The sequence below is a fragment of the Streptomyces sp. NPDC020731 genome (assembly GCF_044334705.1).
In the GTDB taxonomy this organism is placed as follows: Bacteria; Actinomycetota; Actinomycetes; order Streptomycetales; family Streptomycetaceae; genus Streptomyces.
Map to the genome: position 1 here is coordinate 8,719 of NZ_JBIRTN010000003.1, position 19,879 is coordinate 28,597.

Annotated in this window: 16 protein-coding genes; 12 read left to right on the plus strand and 4 right to left on the minus strand. The window is 73.0% G+C overall.

Features of this window, described 5'->3' with window-relative positions:
- The first annotated feature begins 295 nt into the window (after positions 1–295).
- From ACH4VX_RS05065 to ACH4VX_RS05110, 10 genes are all read left to right on the plus strand, one after another.
- The gene (locus tag ACH4VX_RS05065; protein WP_398365949.1) at positions 296–4,297 is read left to right on the plus strand and encodes a HAMP domain-containing protein; all 4,002 of its coding nucleotides are present in this window, start codon (positions 296–298) and stop codon (positions 4,295–4,297) included.
- Positions 4,294–6,708, plus strand: coding sequence for a SpoIIE family protein phosphatase (locus ACH4VX_RS05070; RefSeq protein ID WP_398365950.1), 2,415 nt, complete (start codon positions 4,294–4,296; stop codon positions 6,706–6,708). Before ACH4VX_RS05065 ends, ACH4VX_RS05070 begins: the two co-directional genes overlap by 4 nt.
- Positions 6,709–6,811: 103 nt before the next feature.
- On the plus strand, positions 6,812–7,204 hold the full coding sequence (locus ACH4VX_RS05075; RefSeq protein WP_398365951.1) for an STAS domain-containing protein: 393 nt from the start codon (positions 6,812–6,814) through the stop codon (positions 7,202–7,204).
- A 38-nt stretch (positions 7,205–7,242) separates the two neighbouring features.
- Positions 7,243–8,142 carry an STAS domain-containing protein gene (locus tag ACH4VX_RS05080; protein WP_398365952.1) on the plus strand — a complete coding sequence of 300 codons (900 nt, stop codon included), beginning with the start codon at positions 7,243–7,245 and terminating at the stop codon, positions 8,140–8,142.
- The gene (locus ACH4VX_RS05085) at positions 8,139–8,558 is read left to right on the plus strand and encodes an STAS domain-containing protein (protein ID WP_398365953.1); all 420 of its coding nucleotides are present in this window, start codon (positions 8,139–8,141) and stop codon (positions 8,556–8,558) included. Before ACH4VX_RS05080 ends, ACH4VX_RS05085 begins: the two co-directional genes overlap by 4 nt.
- A complete protein-coding gene (locus tag ACH4VX_RS05090; protein WP_398365954.1) occupies positions 8,558–8,998 on the plus strand; it encodes an anti-sigma regulatory factor in 441 nt (146 codons plus the stop codon). The genes ACH4VX_RS05085 and ACH4VX_RS05090 overlap by 1 nt, the downstream gene beginning before the upstream one ends.
- A complete protein-coding gene (locus ACH4VX_RS05095; protein ID WP_398365955.1) occupies positions 8,998–10,050 on the plus strand; it encodes a SpoIIE family protein phosphatase in 1,053 nt (350 codons plus the stop codon). The genes ACH4VX_RS05090 and ACH4VX_RS05095 overlap by 1 nt, the downstream gene beginning before the upstream one ends.
- Positions 10,047–11,762: a PP2C family protein-serine/threonine phosphatase gene (locus tag ACH4VX_RS05100; protein WP_398365956.1), complete on the plus strand. Its 1,716-nt coding sequence runs from the start codon at positions 10,047–10,049 to the stop codon at positions 11,760–11,762. Before ACH4VX_RS05095 ends, ACH4VX_RS05100 begins: the two co-directional genes overlap by 4 nt.
- A 118-nt stretch (positions 11,763–11,880) precedes the next feature.
- The gene (locus ACH4VX_RS05105; RefSeq protein ID WP_398366295.1) at positions 11,881–13,254 is read left to right on the plus strand and encodes an NAD(P)/FAD-dependent oxidoreductase; all 1,374 of its coding nucleotides are present in this window, start codon (positions 11,881–11,883) and stop codon (positions 13,252–13,254) included.
- Positions 13,255–13,333: 79 nt separating this feature from the next.
- On the plus strand, positions 13,334–15,568 hold the full coding sequence (locus tag ACH4VX_RS05110; RefSeq protein ID WP_398365957.1) for an FUSC family protein: 2,235 nt from the start codon (positions 13,334–13,336) through the stop codon (positions 15,566–15,568).
- 214 nt (positions 15,569–15,782) lie between these two features.
- Here ACH4VX_RS05110 and ACH4VX_RS05115 read toward each other — a convergent pair whose 3' ends face one another.
- From ACH4VX_RS05115 to ACH4VX_RS05130, 4 genes are all read right to left on the minus strand, one after another.
- A complete protein-coding gene (locus ACH4VX_RS05115) occupies positions 15,783–16,211 on the minus strand; it encodes a hypothetical protein (RefSeq protein ID WP_073935966.1) in 429 nt (142 codons plus the stop codon).
- Positions 16,212–16,239: 28 nt separating this feature from the next.
- Positions 16,240–16,470 (minus strand): DUF5133 domain-containing protein, encoded by a 231-nt coding sequence (locus ACH4VX_RS05120; RefSeq protein ID WP_398365958.1) that lies wholly within the window; start codon positions 16,468–16,470, stop codon positions 16,240–16,242.
- A 32-nt stretch (positions 16,471–16,502) separates the two neighbouring features.
- Positions 16,503–17,366: a SigB/SigF/SigG family RNA polymerase sigma factor gene (locus ACH4VX_RS05125; RefSeq protein WP_398365959.1), complete on the minus strand. Its 864-nt coding sequence runs from the start codon at positions 17,364–17,366 to the stop codon at positions 16,503–16,505.
- Positions 17,367–17,561: 195 nt separating this feature from the next.
- Positions 17,562–18,002: an ATP-binding protein gene (locus tag ACH4VX_RS05130; RefSeq protein ID WP_398365960.1), complete on the minus strand. Its 441-nt coding sequence runs from the start codon at positions 18,000–18,002 to the stop codon at positions 17,562–17,564.
- A gap of 142 nt (positions 18,003–18,144) precedes the next feature.
- On the opposite strand from ACH4VX_RS05130, the gene ACH4VX_RS05135 reads away from it, so the two are divergent.
- Positions 18,145–18,375, plus strand: coding sequence for a hypothetical protein (locus ACH4VX_RS05135; RefSeq protein ID WP_398365961.1), 231 nt, complete (start codon positions 18,145–18,147; stop codon positions 18,373–18,375).
- A gap of 908 nt (positions 18,376–19,283) precedes the next feature.
- On the plus strand, positions 19,284–19,742 hold the full coding sequence (locus ACH4VX_RS05140) for a cyclic nucleotide-binding domain-containing protein (protein WP_398365962.1): 459 nt from the start codon (positions 19,284–19,286) through the stop codon (positions 19,740–19,742).
- Positions 19,743–19,879 lie beyond the last annotated feature (137 nt).

The following is a 19,879-nucleotide window of genomic DNA, read 5'->3' on the forward strand; positions in this document are numbered from 1 at the left end:
GACGCCCAGTTCCACAACAGCAAATACCCGGCGGGCGCGCGCGCATTCGAAAGGCACGGACCAAAACCGCGCGCCGGTACCACGAGGGCTTCGCGCACCACGGGAAATTTGATCGAGTACCCCTCATGAGCCGGGGTATGCATGCGATTTCAGGATTCTCCCGGACCGGTTCCCCTGTGGTGCCACGCTTTGTTCCGTGCCCGCGACCTGGGTTAGCCTTCGGCGTATTTTCTCATCGCGCACATCCGTGAACTGCGGAAACGCGCACTGATCTCTGGCCGGAACGAGGGTGCGCATGACCAGCAAGAGCACCGAGGGGACCGAGGCGGCGCCGGGGGACCAGGAGCTGAGGCGGCTCCTGGCGGGGCTGACGGCCGTACGGGACGGGGACTTCGGTACCCGGTTGCCGGACGACGCGGACGGCCTCATGGGGGACATCGCCAAGGTCTTCAACGGGATGGTGGACCAACTGTCGGTGTTCACCTCCGAGGTGACTCGTGTGGCCCGCGAGGTCGGCACCGAGGGGGCGCTGGGCGGCCAGGCGCAGGTGCCGGGAGTCTCGGGCACCTGGGCCGACCTGACGGACTCGGTGAACGCGATGGCGGGCAACCTCACCGCGCAGGTCCGCAACGTCGCCCAGGTGACGACGGCGGTCGCCAAGGGCGATCTGTCGCAGAAGATCACCGTGGACGCCCGCGGCGAGATCCTCGAACTCAAGAACACCATCAACACGATGGTCGACCAGCTCTCCGCCTTCGCCGACGAGGTCACCCGCGTCGCCCGCGAGGTCGGCACCGAGGGCCGCCTCGGCGGCCAGGCCGATGTGCAGGGCGTGAAGGGCACCTGGCGCGATCTCACCCATTCGGTGAACTTCATGGCCGGCAACCTCACCGGCCAGGTCCGCAACATCGCGCTGGTGGCGACGGCGGTCGCCAAGGGCGATCTGTCGCAGAAGATCACCGTGGACGCCCGCGGCGAGATCCTCGAACTCAAGAACACCATCAACACGATGGTCGACCAGCTCTCCGCCTTCGCCGACGAGGTCACCCGCGTCGCCCGGGAGGTCGGCACCGAGGGCCGCCTCGGCGGCCAGGCGCAGGTGCGCGGTGTCTCCGGCACCTGGAAGGACCTCACCGACAACGTCAATGTGATGGCGTCCAACCTGACCGGCCAGGTCCGCTCCATCGCCCAGGTCTCCTCCGCGGTGGGCCGGGGCGATCTGTCGCAGCGGATCAGGGTCGAGGCGGCCGGGGAGGTCGGGGCGCTGGCCGACGTCATCAACACCATGGTCGACACCCTGTCGGCCTTCGCCGACGAGGTCACCCGCGTCGCCCGCGAGGTCGGCACCGAGGGCCGCCTCGGCGGCCAGGCGCACGTGCCCCATGTCGCGGGCACCTGGAAGGACCTCACCGACAACGTCAACTCCATGGCCAACAACCTCACCGGCCAGGTGCGCAACATCGCGCTGGTGACGACCGCCGTGGCCCGCGGTGATCTGTCGAAGAAGATCGACGTCGACGCGCGCGGCGAAATCCTGGAGCTGAAGACGACCATCAACACGATGGTCGACCAGCTCTCCGCCTTCGCCGACGAGGTCACCCGCGTCGCCCGCGAGGTCGGCACCGAGGGCCGCCTCGGCGGCCAGGCGGAGGTCGAGGGCGTCTCCGGCATGTGGAAGCGGCTCACGGAGAACGTCAACGAACTGGCGGGCAACCTCACCCGGCAGGTCCGGGCGATCGCCGAGGTGACGAGCGCGGTCGCCGAGGGCGACCTGACCCGCTCCGTCAACGTGGAGGCCTCCGGTGAGGTCGCCGAGCTCAAGGACAACATCAACTCGATGGTGGAGTCCCTGCGCGAGACCACCCGGGCCAACCAGGAGCAGGACTGGCTCAAGACCAACCTCGCCCGGGTCTCCGGCCTGATGCAGGGCCACCGCGACCTGCCCGTGGTCGCCGAGCTGATCATGGACGAGCTGGTGCCGCTGGTGTCGGCCCAGTACGGCGCCTTCTATCTCGCGGAGGACGGCGACGGCGGCCCCGAGCTGCGGCTCGTCGGCTCCTACGGCTACCCCGACGACGGCGACGGCCGGCCCACCCGGATCGCCTTCGGCCGCACACTGGTCGGCCAGGCCGCGCGCAGCCGCCGGGCCATCACGGTGGACGAGCTGCCGCCGGACTACGTGACCATCTCCTCCGGGCTGGGGCAGGTGGTGCCGACCGCGCTGGTGCTGCTGCCCATCGTGGTCGAGGGCCAGGTCCTCGGTGTGATCGAGCTGGCGTCGGTGACCCCGTTCACCCAGATCCACCAGGACTTCCTGGCCCAGTTGATGGAGACCATCGGCGTCAACGTCAACACCATCGTGGCCAACGCCCGTACCGACGAACTGCTCGTCGAGTCGCAGCGGCTCACCGCCGAACTGCAGGAGCGCTCGGCGGAGTTGCAGACCCAGCAGGAGGAACTCCAGCACTCCAACGCCGAACTGGAGGACAAGGCCGCGCTCCTGGCGGAGCAGAACCGGGACATCGAGGCGAAGAACCTCCAGATCGAGCAGGCCCGGCAGGAGCTGGAGGCGCGGGCCCAGCAACTGTCACTGGCCTCGAAGTACAAGTCCGAGTTCCTGGCGAACATGAGCCACGAGCTGCGCACCCCGCTCAACAGCCTGCTGATCCTGGCCCAGTTGCTGGCGCAGAACCCCTCGCGCAACCTCAGCCCGAAGCAGGTCGAGTACGCCCAGATCATCCACTCGGCCGGCTCGGACCTGCTGCAGCTGATCAACGACATCCTCGATCTGTCCAAGGTCGAGGCCGGGAAGATGGACGTCAGCCCCGAGCGGGTGGAGCTGCGCCGGCTCATCGAGTACGTCGAGGCCACCTTCCGGCCCATGACGATGCAGAAGAGCCTGGACTTCACCGTGACGACGGCGCCGGGCGCGCCGGCCGACCTGCTCACCGACGACTCGCGGCTGCGGCAGGTGCTGCGCAACCTGCTGTCCAACGCGGTCAAGTTCACCGAGCGGGGCGGCGTGGAGCTGCGGATCGAACCCGCGCCGGACGGTGAGGTGCCGAGCGGTGTGCTGCGGGGCGGGTCCGTGGTGGCCTTCCGGGTGCAGGACACCGGCGTCGGCATCCCGGAGCAGCACCTGGAGGCGATCTTCGGCGCCTTCCAGCAGGCGGACGGCACGACGAGCCGCAAGTACGGCGGCACCGGGCTCGGCCTGTCCATCACCCGGGAGATCGCGCATCTGCTGGGCGGCGCGGTGACGGTGGACAGCGTCGCGGGCCAGGGCAGCATGTTCACCCTGTTCCTGCCCGTGGCCCGGCCGGACTTCGAGGACCTGCTGCGGCCTTCCCCGGTCCCGGACGGGGACCTGGGCGAGGCCCTGCCGGAGGTGCCGGCCCGGCAGTTGCCGGCGATCGAGGCGGGGCCGGCGTCCGGCCCGCGTCCGCGGCGGCTGCTCGTCGTGGAGGAGCGGCCCCGGGGGCTGCTGACCCTGGTCGCGGAGAGCGTGGTCCAGGACGTCGCGCACGGCGACGGCACCTCCCGGCCGTCGGTCGACATCCTCACCGCCGTCGGCGCCCAGGAGGCGGCCGGTGCGCTGGCCGCCGATCCGTGCCACTGCGTGGTGCTGGAGCTCGGCACGGCCCAGGAGGAGGTCACCCGGTTCCTGGAGGCGCTACGGGGCGACTCCGCCCTGACGAGCGTGCCGGTGCTGGTGCACAGCGGCCACCGGGTCGACTCGGCGGTGGAGGAGGACCTGCGGTCCCGGGCCGAGGGCACCGCGCTGGAGTTCCTGTCCAGCCTCGACGAGCTGCGCGAACGCATCGCCCTGCACCTCTCCGCGGAGGAGCCCGGCGACGTGCTGTCACTGGTGCGGCCCGACGAGCCGCAGCGGCCGGCGCCGCAGACCGTCGTGGACGGCACGTTCTCCGGCCGTACCGTCCTCGTCGTCGACGACGACGCGCGCAACCTCTTCGCGCTCAGCGGGATCCTGGAGCTGCACGGCTTCCGGGTGCTGCACGCGGAGAACGGCCGCAAGGGCATCGAGAGACTGGTGAACAACCCGGACGTGGCGCTCGTGCTGATGGACGTGATGATGCCCGAGCTGGACGGCTACGCCGCCACGGCCGAGATCCGCACCATGCCGCAGTACGCCGAGCTGCCCATCATCGCCGTCACCGCGAAGGCGATGCCCGGGGACCGGGAGAAGAGCCTCGCCTCGGGGGCCAGCGACTACGTCACCAAACCGGTCGACACCCAGGACCTGATCGCCTGCGTCCGCCGCTGGCTGTCCGCATGAGTGCCGTGGAACAGCCGAGCGCGCCGCAGCGCGGCGGGGCACCGGTCGAACGCCCCGCCGCCGGACCCGCCGGGGTGTCCGCGGACTCGCCCGTGGGCAGGCTGGCGGCCACCGTGGACCGGCTCAGCCGGGAGGTGCGGGCGGCACAGGCCGAGGCCGAGGGCCGGGCGCTGATCGAACTCGCCAAGGGCATCCTCGTCGAACGCCTCGGGTGCGGTCCCTCGCAGGCCGCCCGCCAGCTCGCCGAGCTGACCGAGCAGGCGGGGACGACGCAGCTGGAGTTCGCGGTCGAGGTCATCAACCAGGCCGCCCGGGACCGGATGTCCGAGGTGACGGACGCCTTCCTGGCCGCCACCCGGGCCGCCGAGGAGGCGGGGCAGGACCCTGCCGCCGTACGGCTGCGCGCGGCCGAGAGCGGGGCGCTGGCGGCGGACGACACCCAGGCCGTGGCCGAGTCCCTGCTCGCGCAGGCGCTGCGTCCGCTGGGCGCGGTGGCCGTGGCGATCTGGGCGGTCGGCGCCGACGGATCGCTCACCCTGGCGGGCAGCGCCGGGTTCTCCCCCGCGGAGGCGGCGCGCTGGTACTACGTGCCGCCGGACGTGGCGACGGTCGCCCGGTGCGGCCTCGCGGAGCGCGACGGCCTGTGGATCACCTCGCTGGCCGACCGGGGCCTGCCCAGTGTCGGCCGGCACCATCACCCGGACGGCGGCAGGGCGGCCGTACCCGCCGGTACCGGGGGCCGTGTGTACGGCGTGCTGGAGATCGTCTGGCCGGCTCCGCTGCCCGAGCAGCCGCCGCAGATCGTGCGCCAGGTGGAGGCCCTGGCGGAGCTGTGCGCGCACACCCTGGAGACGTACACGGCGCCGAGCGGCCCGGCCCAGCAGCCCCGGTTGCTGCCGGACGCCGCGGAACTGATGGACCTGGCCGACGGACTGTACGACCCGGCTCTCGTCCTGGTGCCGCACCTGGACGCCCACGGGAACCTGCTGGACTTCCGCATCCAGCACGTCAACAGCCGTTTCCTGGATCCGGCGGGCCGGCCGCGCGGCATGGTCAGCGGTGCGCTGCTCCTGGAGGCGTATCCGATGGCCGCCGGAGACAGCGAGCTGTTCCAGCGGATCGAACGGGTGTACGCCACGGGGGAGCCGTTCCGTGCCCGGCGCATGAACCTGACCGCCCTCGTCGACCAGGTGCCGCTGGCGGCGGTCGCGGACATCAGTGTCAGCCGGCACGGCTCCGGCATCCTGTTCATCTGGCGGATCGAGGACGAGGCGGCCCGCCTGGCGAGCCTGCTCCAGCACGCCCAGCGGCTCGGCCGGATCGGCGGTTTCGAGGAGAACCTGCTGACCGGGGAGATCACCTGGAACGGACAGCTCTTCGACCTGTACGGGCGTCCGCAGTCCAGTCTGCCGGTGCCGCTGGAGGAGTTGCCGGCGCACGCCCACCCGGACGACACCGTCACCATCGGCCGCTTCCTGCGCACGCTGCTGCACCACCGGCGTCCGGCGTCGGCCGCCTTCCGGCTGCAACGGCCGGACGGGGTGACCCGGCACATCCGGGTCGTCGCCGAGCCGGTCCTGGACACCGACGGCCGGCTGCTCACCACCCGCGGCGCCTACCAGGACATCTCCGCCCAGCACTGGACCGAGGTGGCGCTGGCGGCCACCCGCGACCAGCTGGCGCACACCGAGCAGCACGCCAGCGAACGCGACCGGCTGACACTGCAGCTGCAGCGCGCCATCATGCCGCCCACCCAGGCACCGCTGCGGGTGCCCGACCTCGACGTGGCCGTCCGCTACCGGCCCGCGGAGACCGAGCAGCTGGTGGGCGGCGACTGGTACGACGCCGTGGTGCTGCCGTCCGGGCTGGTGCTGCTGTGCGTGGGCGACGTCGCCGGCCACGGCATAGAGGCGGCGACCAGCATGGTCGTCCTGCGCAACGCGCTGCGCGGCCTCGCCGTCACCGGGGCGGGCCCCGGGCAGCTGCTGTCCTGGCTGAACATCGTGACGCACCATCTGACGGGCGGCGTCAGCGCCACCGCCGTGTGCGGCCTGTACGACCCGGCCTCGCGCACGCTGCGATGGGCCCGGGCGGGTCATCTGCCGCCGGTGCTGGTGCGCGGCTCCGAGGCCGCTCCGCTGCCGCTGGTCCGCGGGATGCTGCTCGGTGCCGTGCCGGAGGCGGTGTACGAGGAGTCGGAGGTGCGGCTGGCCGCCGGGGACAACCTGCTGATGTACACGGACGGTCTGATCGAGCGCCGGGACCGCCCCGTGGAGGAGTCGCTGACCCATCTGCTCACCACCGCCGCCACCGCCCCGGGCACGCTCGACCAGCGCCTGGACCGGCTGCTCACGTACAGCAGGTCGGACACGGACGACGACACCTGCATCGTGGGCATCCGGGTCGGCTGAGGAAGGAACCCCGGCAGGCCGGGCGGGCCGAGGCATGACCGGACGATTCGGGGGTACGCGCGGCTGCGCGACCAAGAGCTTGATCACCTTGTTGGAGGTACTCGTGCCCATTGCCCAGGACCCGTTGTCCGTCGAGGTGACCCTGCCGCGTGAGGATGTGGCGCTGCTCACGGTGGAGGGGTACTTGGACGTCGACACGGCGACCGAGTTCCAGCACCACCTGGCGAACCAGCTCCATCACGGCCGCCGGCACTTCCTGCTCGATCTGTCGGCGGTCCCCTTCATGGACTCGTCCGGCATGAACATCATCCTCCGGGTCTATCAGGAGGCCCGTGAGCTGCCGGGGAGCGTGCACATCATCTCCCCGGCCCCGGCGGTGCGCCGCATCCTGGACCTGACGGGCGTGAGCATCACCGTGCCCGTCTCGGAGAGCGTCGACGAGGCGCTGGAGCGCGTGGACAAACTGCCGGAGGTCCCGGTCGAACCGGAAGTCTGAGCGCGGTCGGACACAACCATCTCGAGGAGAGGAAACAGGTGCCGGAGCACGAAGCGGGCGGATCACTCGGAACGCCGGCCCACGAGGTCAGGGACTTCCTGCGTCGCCGACGCGAGCAGATCGCCCAGCGGTGGGCGGACGAGCCCCTGTTCCGTACGGTGTTCACGGTCTCGCGTGACGAGGCGGTGGAGGCGGGGAAGGCGGTCGTCGACGCGCTGGCCCAGGTCGCCGACGCGCAGCAGGTCGAGGACCCGGACGCCGCGGGCTTCTCGGCGGTGCGTGAGCAGCTGGCGCGGATGGGGGCGGCCCGCTCCCGTGCGGGGCTGTCCAACACCCAGGTGTCGAGCGAGCTGGCGGCGCTGTGGCCGCCGGCCGAGAATCTCCTGGTCGCCGAATTGGAGCAGGCGTCACCGGAGGAACTGCGGGCGTGTGCGACCACGCTCAGCATGCTCCTGGGCACACTGCGCCTGGTGGCCATGCAGACGGTGCTGAGCGAGACGCAGTCCCTCATCGACCGGCAGCGGCTCCAGCTGCTGGAGGTGGCGACGCCGGTGATCAAGCTGTGGGACGGCATCGTGGCGGTCCCGCTGATCGGGACGCTGGACAGCGCCCGCAGCCAGGGGGTGATGGAGACGCTGCTGAACGCGGTCGTCGACCAGCACGCCCGGTTCGCGATCCTCGACATCACCGGTGTGCCCACGGTCGACTCCCTGGTGGCGCAGCACCTGATGAAGACGGTCGCCGCGGCCCGGCTGATGGGCGCGGAGTGCGTGGTGTCCGGCATCCGCCCGGCGATCGCGCAGACCATCGTGCACCTCGGTCTGGACCTCGGCACGGTGAAGACGCGGGCGAGCCTCGCCGACGCGCTCGGGTACTGCCTGCACGAGCTGGGGACCAACATCGTGAACACGGCGCCCGACGGTGCGGGCCGGCGGTGAGCGAGGGGTTCGCCCGCCAGGTCGCGGGACATGTGCCGGTCCTCAGACTCGGTGACGTTCTGCTGGTCACCCTCCAGGGGGACCTGTACGACAGCACGGCGCACCAGCTGCAGCAGGATCTCTCCGAGACGATCGCCCGCAGCGGGGTCACGGGGGTGGTCATCGACATCTCCGGTGTGGAGATCGTCGACTCCTTCCTCGGGCGGGTACTGGCCGAGATCGCGGCGCAGACCGAGCTGCTGGCCGCGCGCACCGTGGTGGCCGGTATGCGGCCCGCGGTCGCCATCACCCTGGTGGAGCTGGGTCTGACGCTGCCGGGGCTGCAGACCGCGCTCACCACCGAGGCGGCGATGGAGCTTCTCGCGCAGCCCATCGTGTCGCTGCGCTCCGGGGGCATGCGCGAGGGGAGACGGTGATGCACACCGCCGCGGGCGTCGAGGCCCGCCTGCCCATCCGGTCGGACCTGGACCTGGTGTGGGTGCGTCAGCATGTGCGGCAGGCCGCCGCCCGGCTCGGGTTCGGCCTGGTGGACCAGACGAAACTGGTGACCGCCGCCAGTGAGCTGGCCCGCAACACCCTGGTGCACGGCGGGGGCGGCCTGATGGAGGCGTCGCACGTCACCACGGGCGGGACCGACGGGCTGCGGCTCACCTTCAGCGACTCGGGACCGGGCATCCCCGATCTCGACCGGGCGCTCAGCGACGGCTACACCTCCGGCGGCGGGCTGGGGATGGGACTGGGCGGCGCCCGGCGCCTGGTGCACGACTTCGGGGTCGAGAGCGCCCCGGGGTCGGGGACCACGGTGCGGGTGACGTCCTGGGTGTCCCGGCCGCCGCGTCCGCGTGAGGGCGTCTGATGCCCCGCGTCCGGTACGTGCCGGTGCAGGACCCGACCCGGGTGCGTGACGTCCGGGTCGCGGCGGAGGAGGCCGCGGCGACGGCCGGGCTCGACGAGCAGCGCAGGGCCGCCGCGGCGCTGGTGGCGACCGAGCTCGCCACCAATCTCCTCAAGTACGCGCAGGCGGGTGAGGTGATCGTCGACGTCGTGGACCCGCCCGTACCGCGGGAGGGCCGGCCCGGACAGGTCGTGCAGATCACCGCGCTCGACCACGGGCCGGGCATCGCCGATGTGGCCGGTGCGCTGCGGGACGGGTTCTCCACCACCCGCTCGCTCGGCGCGGGCCTCGGCACCTGCCGGCGTCTGGCCGACGACTTCGGTCTGCACAGCGTGTTCGGCCGGGGCACCGTGGCGGTGGCCCGCGTCGGCTCCACCGCCGGCGAGGACTCCGCCGAGGCCCCCGGTGCGCGCGCCGGTGGCGTCAACGTCCCGTTCGCCGGGGCGGACTTCTCGGGGGACGCCTGGGCCTGGGTCAGGTCCGGTGACCGGCTGACCCTGATGCTGGCCGACGGGCTGGGCCACGGGAGCGAGGCGGCGCGTGCCTCGACCGCGGCCGCCGACGAGCTGCGCCACTGGGCCCGGCTCCCGCCCGCCGAGTGTCTGCCGAAGCTCCACGCGGCGCTGGCCGGTACCCGGGGCGCGGCCGTCGCCGTGGCGCAGCTCGACACCTGGGCCGGCCGGCTGCGCTTCGCGGGGATCGGCAATGTGACGGCCCGGCTGCGGGAGGGCGACCGCTGGCGGTCGCTGCTGTCCCGGCCCGGCATCGTCGGGGTGCACCGGCCGCTCACCGTGCGCGAGGACGAGGTCGCCTGGACGGCGGAGAGCCTGCTGATCCTGCACACCGACGGTCTGCCCGGCCGCTGGACGCCGCCCCCGGACACGGGACTGCCGCCGGCCGACCCGGCCGTGACGGCCGCCGTGGCCGTCCGGGACGCCGGGAGCCCGGCGCGCCCGGTGCGGGACGACACCGCCGTGGCCGTGCTGGCCCCCGCTCCGCCGGACCGCCCATGACGCGCACCTGGCGGATCCGGACCGTCACGGACGCGGCACGCGCCCGTATCGCCGTGGCCCGGCTGGCCGCGGCGCACGGGGTGCCCACCGTCGAGCGCGCCCGGCTGGCCGCGGAGCTCAGCGGCCGACTGCGGCAGTGCCTCACCAAGGGCGGCGTCTGGGTGCTCACCCTGGATGTCCCCGCCCCGTCCGCCGGGGCGGGGACGCTGCACGCCGCGGTGACGCCGGCACCCGGCGCGGGTGCCGCCGACCGCGCCGGGTGGACGCTGACCGTCCCGTGCCCCGAGCCGGGCCCGGCGTCCGACACCGGCCCGGTACCGGAGGATCCGGCCGGCCTGTCCGAGGCGCTGCTGGGCGCCGACGAGGACACGGCCGTGGTGCTGGACAAGCTCGCCGAACAGGAGGAACTGGTCGCCTTCCACCGGGAGGAACTGCACCAGACCAACCAGGGCGTCCTGGCGCTGCACGCCGAGCTGGACGCGGCGGGACGCGCCCAGCGGGAGGCGTTCGCCGCCGAGCGCCGGGCGCGCAACGAGGCGGAGAACGCGCGACGCAGGCTGACGTTCCTGGCGGACGCGAGCGCCGTGCTGAACGCCTCGCTCAACCACGACGAGATCGTGCGCCGGCTGCCGGAGCTGCTGGTGCCGCGGTACGCCCACCGCGTCGACGTATGGCTGTTCGACCAGGAGGACGACCGGCACCCGCCCACGTCCCATCCGCGCGCCGCGGTCCGCGCGGCCCGCAGCGGGCGCCCGCAGTACGCGGCCGTCCACCCCGGCGGTCTGCCCGGGGTGGACGACCAGCCTCCGTCGGCCCTGGATCCCGACCGGTCGCTGCTGTGCATCCCGCTGCTGACCCGCCGGGCGCCGCTGGGGGTGCTGACGCTGTCGTCGCCCGGTGAGCGCTGGGACCCGGACGACGCCGTGATGCTGCTCGAGCTCGCCCGGCGGGCCGGCACCGCCATCGACAACGCCCGCCGCTTCGAGCACAACCGTGACATCGCCGAGACGCTGCAGCGCGCCCTGCTCACCGACCTGCCGACGACGCCGGGCCTGAGCCTGGCCGCGCGCTACCTCCCCGCCACGCACGGGCTGAACATCGGCGGCGACTGGTACGACGCCTTCCGGCAGCCCGACGGCGGTCTGATCACCGTCATCGGCGATGTGACCGGGCACGGGCTGCACGCGGCGGTGATGATGAGCCAGCTGCGCACCGCGCTGCGCGCCTACGCCGTCGACGGCGACAGCCCCGGCCGGCTGCTGACCCGGCTGCACGGGTATCTGCGCCATCTCCAGCCCGATCTGTTCGCCACGGCGGTCATCGCGCGGTTCCATCCGGACGGGCAGACGCTGACGTGGGCCGCCGCCGGTCATCCGCCGCCGGTGCTGCGGCTGCCCGACGGGCGGGTGCGCACCCTGGACGCCAAGCCCGGCGCGATGCTCGGTATCCCGCTGAAGCAGGACATCGGCGACCACACCGAGCGGCTGACGCCCGGTTCGACGCTCGCGCTCTACACGGACGGGCTGGTGGAGCGGCGCGCCCGGGGCATCGACCCGGGCATCGAACGGCTCGCGGCGGTTCTCGGCGCGTTCGGCTCCGCGGAGCTGGACGCGGACCTGGAGGACTCGGCGGACCGGATCCTCCGCCCCCTGCTGAGCGACTCGGAGCGCGACGACGACGTCTGCCTGCTGCTGTGCCACCTGCACGGCTGAACCGGCCGCCGATCTCTTCCCGGTGCGTTCCGGCGAAGGTACGGGCATCGTGGTGCCGAACAGGGGCACGCGTCAGTTGTCGATGTTCGAGGCAGACCGCCTGGAGCCGCAGGAAGGGATGGACACCGTGACACGACCCAGGATCCTGGTGGTGGGTGCGGGCTTCGCCGGCGTGGAGTGCGTGCGCCGGCTGGAGCGCAGGCTCGCCCCGAACGAGGCCGACCTCACGTTGGTGACGCCGTTCTCCTACCAGCTCTACCTGCCGCTGCTCCCCCAGGTGGCCTCCGGCGTGCTGACCCCGCAGTCGGTCGCGCTCTCCCTGCGCCGCAGCGAGAGGTACCGCACCCGGATCATCCCGGGCGGGGCCATCGGCGTGGACCTGAAGTCCAAGGTCTGTGTCATCCGCATCGTCAACGGCGAGATCGTCAACGAGCCGTACGACTACATCGTGCTGGCCCCCGGCAGCGTCACCCGCACCTTCGACATCCCGGGGCTGACGGACCACGCCTTCGGGCTCAAGTCGCTCGCCGAGGCCGCCTACCTCCGCGACCACGTCATCTCCCAGCTCGACCTGGCCGACGCGAGCCACGATCCGGCCGAGCGGGCCTCGCGGCTGCAGTTCGTGGTCGTCGGCGGCGGTTACGCGGGCACCGAGACCGCGGCCTGCCTCCAGCGGCTGACGCACGCCGCCGTCAAGCGCTACCCGCGCCTCGACCCGGGCCTGATCAAGTGGCATCTCATCGACATCGCGCCGAAGCTGATGCCCGAACTGGGCGAGAAGCTCGGGCGCAGCGCGCAGGAGATCCTGACCCGGCGCGGCATCGAGATCTCGCTGGGCGTCTCCATCGCGAAGGCGGGCGCCGAGGAGGTCACCTTCACCGACGGCCGGGTGGTGCCCACCCGCACCCTGATCTGGACCGCCGGTGTCGTCGCCAGTCCGCTCATCGCCACGCTCGACGCGGAGACCGTCCGGGGGCGGCTCGCGGTCAACACGGACATGTGCCTGCCGGGCCACGACGGGGTGTTCGCGCTCGGCGACTCGGCCGCGGTGCCCGACGTGGCCAAGGGCGACGACGCCGTGTGCCCGCCGACCGCGCAGCACGCCCTGCGGCAGGGCAGGCACGTCGCCGAGAACGTCATCGCGACGCTGCGGGGCCGGCCGACGCGGCCGTACGTCCACCAGGACCTCGGACTCGTGGTGGACCTCGGCGGCACCGACGCGGTGTCCAAGCCGCTCGGCATCGAACTGCACGGCCTGCCCGCCCAGGCGGTGGCCCGCGGCTACCACTGGTCGGCGCTGCGCACCGGTGTCGCCAAGACGCGGGTGATGACCAACTGGCTGCTGAACGCGGTCGCCGGCGACGACTTCGTGCGCACCGGGTTCCAGGCGCACAAGCCGGGGAACCTGCGGGACTTCGAGTACCTGGACGCCTATCTGACGCCGGAGCAGGTGCGGGAGCACGTCGCGGAGGCGGGCCGGGCGGCGCGGTGATCCGCAGGGCCACAGGCGGCACGCGTCCGGTGGTTCCGGGGTCCGGGCGCGCGTGTGCGACGGGAGAGAGTGCGGCGGCGTGAAGGCGGCGGGACGCTCGGTGCGGACACGGCTGCGGGACCGTCTGGCGGCGTCCGACCCCGGTCTGCTGCGGCTGACGGCCGGGTTGCGGACGGTGGGCGCGATCGCGCTGACGCTGGCCGTGCTGGCCTCGGCGGGGTCCGATGTCACCCATCTGGTGGCGGGGGCGATGGCGGCGATGGTCGCCACCTTCGCCATCCGGGAGAAGCGGCGCGGCGCTCAGGCGGTCACGCTGGCCGTCGGCCTGCCCGTCGCGCTGGTGTCCGTGTCGCTGGGCGCGGTGCTCAGCGAGCGCGTCGTCGTCGGGGACGCCTTCTTCGTGGTCCTCATCTTCGCCGCGGTGTACGGCCGCCGGTTCGGGGACCGCGGGACCGCGCTCGGTCTGATCTGCTTCCAGGTCTACTTCGTGTCCCTGTTCGTCGGTGCCTCCGCCTCGCAGCTGCCGGGACTGTGGGCGGCCCTGGCCGTCGCGTTCGCGTGCAGCGCCCTGGTGCGGTTCGCCGTCGTCCCCGTGACGCCCGCCGGCCTGCTCCTGCGGCTGCGCCAGGCCTTCCGGGCCCGGCTGGGCCGGCTCGTCTCCGCGCAGCTGGCGCTGCTGGACGCCGGGCCGAACGAGGTGGACAAGGCGCTGGAGGACATGCGGGAGGGCACCGCACGGCTGCACGACACGGCCCTGATGATCCAGAGCCGGCTGGAGGAGGGCACGCCGGACGAGTCGACGGCGCGGCTGGTGCAGCGCCGGATCGCGGACGCGGAGATCGCCGCCGAGCGGCTCGGCCTGCTGCTGCTGTCGGCGCGCAGCACCGAGCGGGCGGACACCCTGACCCTGCATCTGCCCGGTGCGCCCGCCCCGGAGGTGGGCCGGCTGCCCGGTCCGGACGAGGCCACCGCCGTACTGCGGCGGGACCTGCTCGCGCTGCGGGTGCTGGTGGTACGCACCGGGGCCGGCGGAACGGGCGTGGCCCAGCTGCGCAACCGGCTGCTCGGCTACCGGGACGAGGAGAACCTGCCGGCCGCCACCCCGGCCGTGCGGGACGTGTTCCGGGCCGTCGGCGAGACCGCGCGCGCCGTCATGGGGCTGCGTATCGCGCTGGAGGGGCCGCAGGACGAGTCGGACGACAGCCCGGCGACGGCACGCTCGCGGGAGGAGCTGGACGCCGAGGACGCCGCCATCGACGCCGGCGAGGAGACCGAGCGGGCCGAGCCGCCGAAGGGGCTGCGGCGGCCCACCACGCGCGCCGCCGTGCAGGTCTCCGTGGGCTCGACGCTGGCCATCGCCGGGGGCGAGCTGCTGTCCACGCACCGCTGGTACTGGGCGGTGCTGACCTGCTGGATCGTCTTCATCAACACGGCCTCGACCGGCGAGATCCTGGTCAAGGGCTACCGGCGGCTGCTGGGTACGGTGTTCGGCGTCGTCGCCGGCATCCTGCTGGCCGCCCTGGTGGGCCGTCACACCTGGACGGCGTTCGCGCTGGTGCTGGTGCTGATCTTCGCCATGTTCTACACGGCGCCGCTGTCCTACACGCTGATGTCGTTCTTCGTGACGGCGATGCTCGGGCTGCTCTACACCCTGCTGCACACCTACAGCTGGGAGGTGCTGGTGCTGCGGGTGGAGGAGACGGCGCTGGGCGCGGCCTGCGGGGTGGTCGCGGCGGCGCTGGTCCTGCCCGTGCACACCGACCGGCGCACCAACGAGCTGCTGGTCACCGTGCTGGAGCGGCTCGCCGAGGTGACCGAGGCCGCCGTCGGTCAGCTCAGCGGGGGGCCCGCCGGCGACCTGCTGGACAAGGCACGGGAGCTGGACCAGGCGCTGGGCGACCTGCGTTCCGCCACCCAGCCGCTGACGCATCCGGTCACCCCGCTGCGGGCCCGGCGCACCAACGCGCGGTACGTGGTGGCGCTCCTCGAGACGTGCGCATACCACGCGCGCTCGCTGGCGGCCACGGCGGAACTGCTGCCGGCCCATCCTTCGATCGCGGCGGACCCCCGGCTGCGCGGGGCGGCGGGGCGCACGGTGCGCAACATCGTGACGATCGCGGACCGCGTCGCCGACGAGGACGTCACCGCGCCGGTCGAGACCGGGCCGAGCATCGCGTCGCTCCTGGGCGGTGACGGCACCGCCCGCTACGGCCGCATCACCGACCGGGTGCTGCGCCACCTGGAGCGCCTGGACGAGGCCGTGGTGGGCCTCGCCCGCCCCCTGGCCGTCCCGGTGAAGACCCCCGAACGATGAGAACCCGCTGCCCCGCGGCCCGGCATGCGGACGGCGGCAGCGCGAGGCCGACCGCGGTGCGGGCCGGTCGCCGGGGTTCCGTCGGTGCCGGGGCCGTACGCGAGGACCGGTTGCCGGGGCGCGTGATGTCGGTCCTGTCGGCCGGTCCCGGCAGGCGTGCGTACGGCCCCGGCGGTTGCCGGGGCCGTACGCACGGGTGAGGCGTGGGCGGGGTTCAGAAGTCGGTGGGGAGGCCGCTGGCCTCGGCGATGCCTCGTAGCTCCTCGTTCTGACGGTGGCGGTCCCTGATGTAGTCGGCGATCTCGTCCAGGCGGGAGGGGTCGGCGGCGGTCGCCGCGTCGGTGACCACCCGGACCGGTCCGGTCTCGTCGACCTCCAGCTCGACCACCTCGTTGTCCAGGCGGCCGGTGACGGCGGTGGCGATGACGAGGGCGGCCTCGTCGCGGACCTCCTGGGGAAGTTCCTCGTCCCCGCCGTCCAGCGCGAGGTCCATGCCGGACAGCCGGTGTTCCTCGATCGCCTGGAGGACCGGCTCCACCACGTGGAGCAGGAGCCGGTAGTCCTCGGTGTCCATCCGAACCCGCAGGAGGTCGAGGTAGACGTCCACGGGCCTGCCTTCCGGGGGAATCTCGGATTCGCTCATTGGCTTCGGGTTCCCCGCACACCGCGGGTCATACGGCGGCCGGGGTGCCGGCCCTCGGCGCGTCCTGCCCGGCCGTCGCCAGCCAGCCGCGCGCGGTGGTGAGTGCCTGGCGTACGTCCCGTGTGCCGGTCGACACGCACAGGGTGTACGCCAGGTCCCCGATCCGCGGGTCCGGGCCGGCCGGTCCGCTTCCGGCCGCCGTCAGGGCCTCGTACTCCTCGACGAGCCGGCGCAGCAGGGTGGGGTGGGGCTTCAGCATGTGTCTCGCTCTCTGGTGGGGGCGGGCGCCGCTCACGCCGTCGCCGAGTGTCCGCCGGTACCGCGGCGGCCGGTGCGCTGTCCCATCACCTCGGCGCGCACCCGGGCGCAGCTGCGGCTGATGAGACGGGAGACGTGCATCTGGGAGATGCCCAGCCGGTCGGCGATACGACTCTGGGTCATGTCCTCGAAGAAACGCATGTAGAGGATGGCGCGCTCGCGCTCCGGCAGCTTGCGCAGGCCCTCCTTGGCGGACTCGCGGTCGACGACGATGTCGTAGGAGGCGTCCGCGGCGCCGAGGGTGTCGGCGAGGCTGTAACCGTCGTCGTCGGACGACAGTTCCGCGTCCAGGGAAAGGGTGCTGAAGCTCTCCAGGGCCTCCATCCCGGCGCCGACCTCCTCCTCGGTCAGCCCGGTGTGGGCGGCGATGTCCGCCACGGACGGCTCGGGGCTGCCGGGGTTCTGGGTGAGTTCACGCCGGGCCACCCGCACCTTGTTGCGCAGTTCCTGCACCCGGCGGGGCACGCGCAGGGCCCACATCCGGTCGCGGAAGTGCCGCTTGACCTCGCCGGTGATGGTGGGGACGGCGTAGCTCTCGAAGGCCCCGCGGCTCGGGTCGAAGCGGTCGATGGCCTTCACCAGGCCCAGGGCGGCCACCTGGCGCAGGTCCTCGACGGCCTCGCCGCGGTCGCGGAAGCGGCTGGCGATGCGGTGGGCCATGGGCAGCCACGCGGTGACGAGCTCGTCCCGGACGGCGTCCCGCTCGGGGCCGTCCTCCAGGGAGGCCAGCCGGGTGAAGAGGACGGCGGTGTCGGGGGCGTCGTCGTGGCGACGGCGGGGTGCGGCGGTCGTCGTGTCGGAAGGGCCGGAACGATGGGCGGGCGTGTCAATGAGCATGCGGTTCGCTCCCGAACGGTGGTTTCAGGGATCTACCGCGGGAGGGCCGCCACCGGGACGCCCGGAGGGTCCACAGCAGGCGTACCACTCCCGCCGGCGCGCCTCCGGTCCGAAGCACGAACCTCCGATTGCCCCCTCACCGGTGGAACAAACTCCGCTTCTTCACCACGATGTGCCGGGGCCCGTTCCGGCCGGTCAGGGCAGGGGTACCACGGCGGTGATGCACTTGCCTCCGGCGGGCAGGTCGGACACCCGGACGTCGCGGGACAGCCGGCACACGATGGGCCAGCCGTGACCGCCCGGACGGCGGCGTCCCTGCCGGTCGGTCGGCTCCATGACGACGGGCAGCTCGTCACTGCGGTCGCTCACCGACAGACGCACTCCGGGACCGCTCACATCCACCTGGAAGTCGGTGATCCCGCCGCCGTGCAGCATGGCGTTGGTGGTGAGTTCGGAGGCGACGAGCAGGGCGTCCGCCAGCGCCTCGGTGTCGCAGGGGGTGTGGGTGGCCCGGCAGCGTTCGGACACCGCTCGCGTGACGGCCTCGCGGACCTCGGCCGGGCGGCACGGGCAGGGGGATCCGGCCCGGCGCGCGCCGGGCGTTTCGAGGGGTTCGGTCGTGTACTCCTGACACATCGTGTGGCTCCCTGGTCGGTGACGAAGTCGATTAAATGCCCCGGAACTCCCTTTTCGGCTCACCTGTCCCGGTACCGCCAAACCTCCCAGGTGCGTACCGCGTGCCTGTCATCCCAACGCCACACGGGGGTACGCGGACCACATGACCGATGTGGTGGACTCGGACGAACTGATGCGGCGCATCCAGCGGGCACGGGCCTGCGCGGCCCAGGAGGAGCGGATCTGGCGGGCCCGGGGCGACGAGCTCGGACGGGCGGACACCGGCGATCCCGGCGCGGCGCGCGACGCCGAGGTGCGCGGGGTGGCCTACGGGGTGGTGCTGCGGGTGCTGGACGAGATCCTGACGCCGGGCAAGCACGCGGCGGAGGGCTGAACGGGAGGCCGGGCCCCGCGGATCGGCTCCGGCCGTTCCCGGGCACCCGGGGCCCATGACGGTCGGCCGCAGCCGGGTGCCGGTCCCGGAAGCACCGGAGGAGTGGGCCGCGGCCGAGGAGGTCGACGGCACGCACGTCGACGACCGGGACGGCTTCGGTCCACTGCCCGGCGTGATCGATCCCGACGGTCCCGATGTCACGGGATTCCAGGCGGCGGACCCGCTGCGCGAGGACCGCGGCGTCGACGCGCGTCCGGTGGACCACCGTCGTACCGGGATGCGGGTCACCCACGGCGACGGCCGGGAGACGACCGGGGAACCGCTGTCGACGCCGCGGGTGGACGTGCCGCCGCCGGGCGGACCCCGGGTGGCGCAGGTGCCGCTGCCGCGGGACGCGTTCTTCGGCCCGGCCGGGGACGTGCCGGTGGCTCGGGCCGCCGGCACGGGGCGCGGCCGAGGTGATCACACCGGATCCGCCCGGCATCCGGCGGCCCTGCCGGGCGAACGGCTCACCGAGCCCGCGCTCCGCCCTCGGCGGGCGGGGCCTGCCGCGGGCACGCGTCTGCCGGACCCGTCGGATTCCGGTCCGGACACGGTCGGGGTCGTGGACGAGCGCGCCGGCCGGGGCCGGTGGAACAGGTCACGCGGCCCGATTACCCGAACGCCGCCGGAATGGTTTATCGTTCATTCATACGTGGTGGCGGAGTCGACATCCGTCCTCCGGACACCACCGCTTACCGCCCTGGCTGGCTTCCCCCGTCCAGCCAGGGCTTTTCCATGCCCGGACGGGGCCGGCGCGACAGTAACCGGACTTCGCGCATCCGCCGAGGTGCCCCGAACGGCCGCAGCGGCTGAAATGAACGTAGGGAAAGCACCGGAACCGAATGCCCGGCGAGGAGCCCCGCGCCATGACCAAAGCGATCAAACTCCTGACCGCCCTCCCCCCGCCGCAGCGCGAGCGCCTGATGGCACTGGCGCGGGAGGTGTCCTTCCCCGAGGACACCCGCATCTTCGAGTCAGGAGGCACCGCCGACCGGTTCTGGGTGATCCGTTCCGGCGCGGTCTCCCTGGACCAGCGGGTGAACGACCTGCACCGGGTGACCGTCGCCGGCCTCGGCGCGGGTGATCTGCTGGGCTGGTCCTGGCTGTTCCCGCCCCACCAGTGGGACTTCGGCGCCGTGGCCTTCAGCCGGGTGCGCGCCTACGAGTTCGACGCGGCGGCCGTGCTCCGGCTCTGCGAGGAGGACCCGCCGCTCGGGATGACCCTGGTGCGCAGTGTCGCCGAGGTGCTCGCCCACCGGCTGGAGACGACGCGCGGCAAACTGATGGAGCAGTACGCGCTGCACCGGCGCGGCGGGGCGCTGTAGAACGGCCTCCCACCCGGTGGCGGCGCTGCGCGGACATCGCGGCGGCCGTACGGGGGCCGGAGGCGGAACTCGCGGTGCCGTGCGGCACGTCGGCCGGACACATCGGCCGGGTGCGGCCCGCCGGGCACGACGACGGT

Bases quoted from the DNA above. Each gene is read 5' to 3' on its own strand.
- ACH4VX_RS05120 (WP_398365958.1), bottom strand. From the start codon at position 16,470: ATGCTGAAGCCCCACCCCACCCTGCTGCGCCGGCTCGTCGAGGAGTAC.
- ACH4VX_RS05070 (WP_398365950.1), top strand. From the start codon at position 4,294: ATGAGTGCCGTGGAACAGCCGAGCGCGCCGCAGCGCGGCGGGGCACCG.
- ACH4VX_RS05065 (WP_398365949.1), top strand. From the start codon at position 296: ATGACCAGCAAGAGCACCGAGGGGACCGAGGCGGCGCCGGGGGACCAG.
- ACH4VX_RS05115 (WP_073935966.1), bottom strand. From the start codon at position 16,211: ATGAGCGAATCCGAGATTCCCCCGGAAGGCAGGCCCGTGGACGTCTAC.
- ACH4VX_RS05095 (WP_398365955.1), top strand. From the start codon at position 8,998: ATGCCCCGCGTCCGGTACGTGCCGGTGCAGGACCCGACCCGGGTGCGT.
- ACH4VX_RS05125 (WP_398365959.1), bottom strand. From the start codon at position 17,366: ATGCTCATTGACACGCCCGCCCATCGTTCCGGCCCTTCCGACACGACG.
- ACH4VX_RS05135 (WP_398365961.1), top strand. From the start codon at position 18,145: ATGACCGATGTGGTGGACTCGGACGAACTGATGCGGCGCATCCAGCGG.
- ACH4VX_RS05130 (WP_398365960.1), bottom strand. From the start codon at position 18,002: ATGTGTCAGGAGTACACGACCGAACCCCTCGAAACGCCCGGCGCGCGC.
- ACH4VX_RS05090 (WP_398365954.1), top strand. From the start codon at position 8,558: ATGCACACCGCCGCGGGCGTCGAGGCCCGCCTGCCCATCCGGTCGGAC.
- ACH4VX_RS05140 (WP_398365962.1), top strand. From the start codon at position 19,284: ATGACCAAAGCGATCAAACTCCTGACCGCCCTCCCCCCGCCGCAGCGC.
- ACH4VX_RS05105 (WP_398366295.1), top strand. From the start codon at position 11,881: ATGGACACCGTGACACGACCCAGGATCCTGGTGGTGGGTGCGGGCTTC.
- ACH4VX_RS05100 (WP_398365956.1), top strand. From the start codon at position 10,047: ATGACGCGCACCTGGCGGATCCGGACCGTCACGGACGCGGCACGCGCC.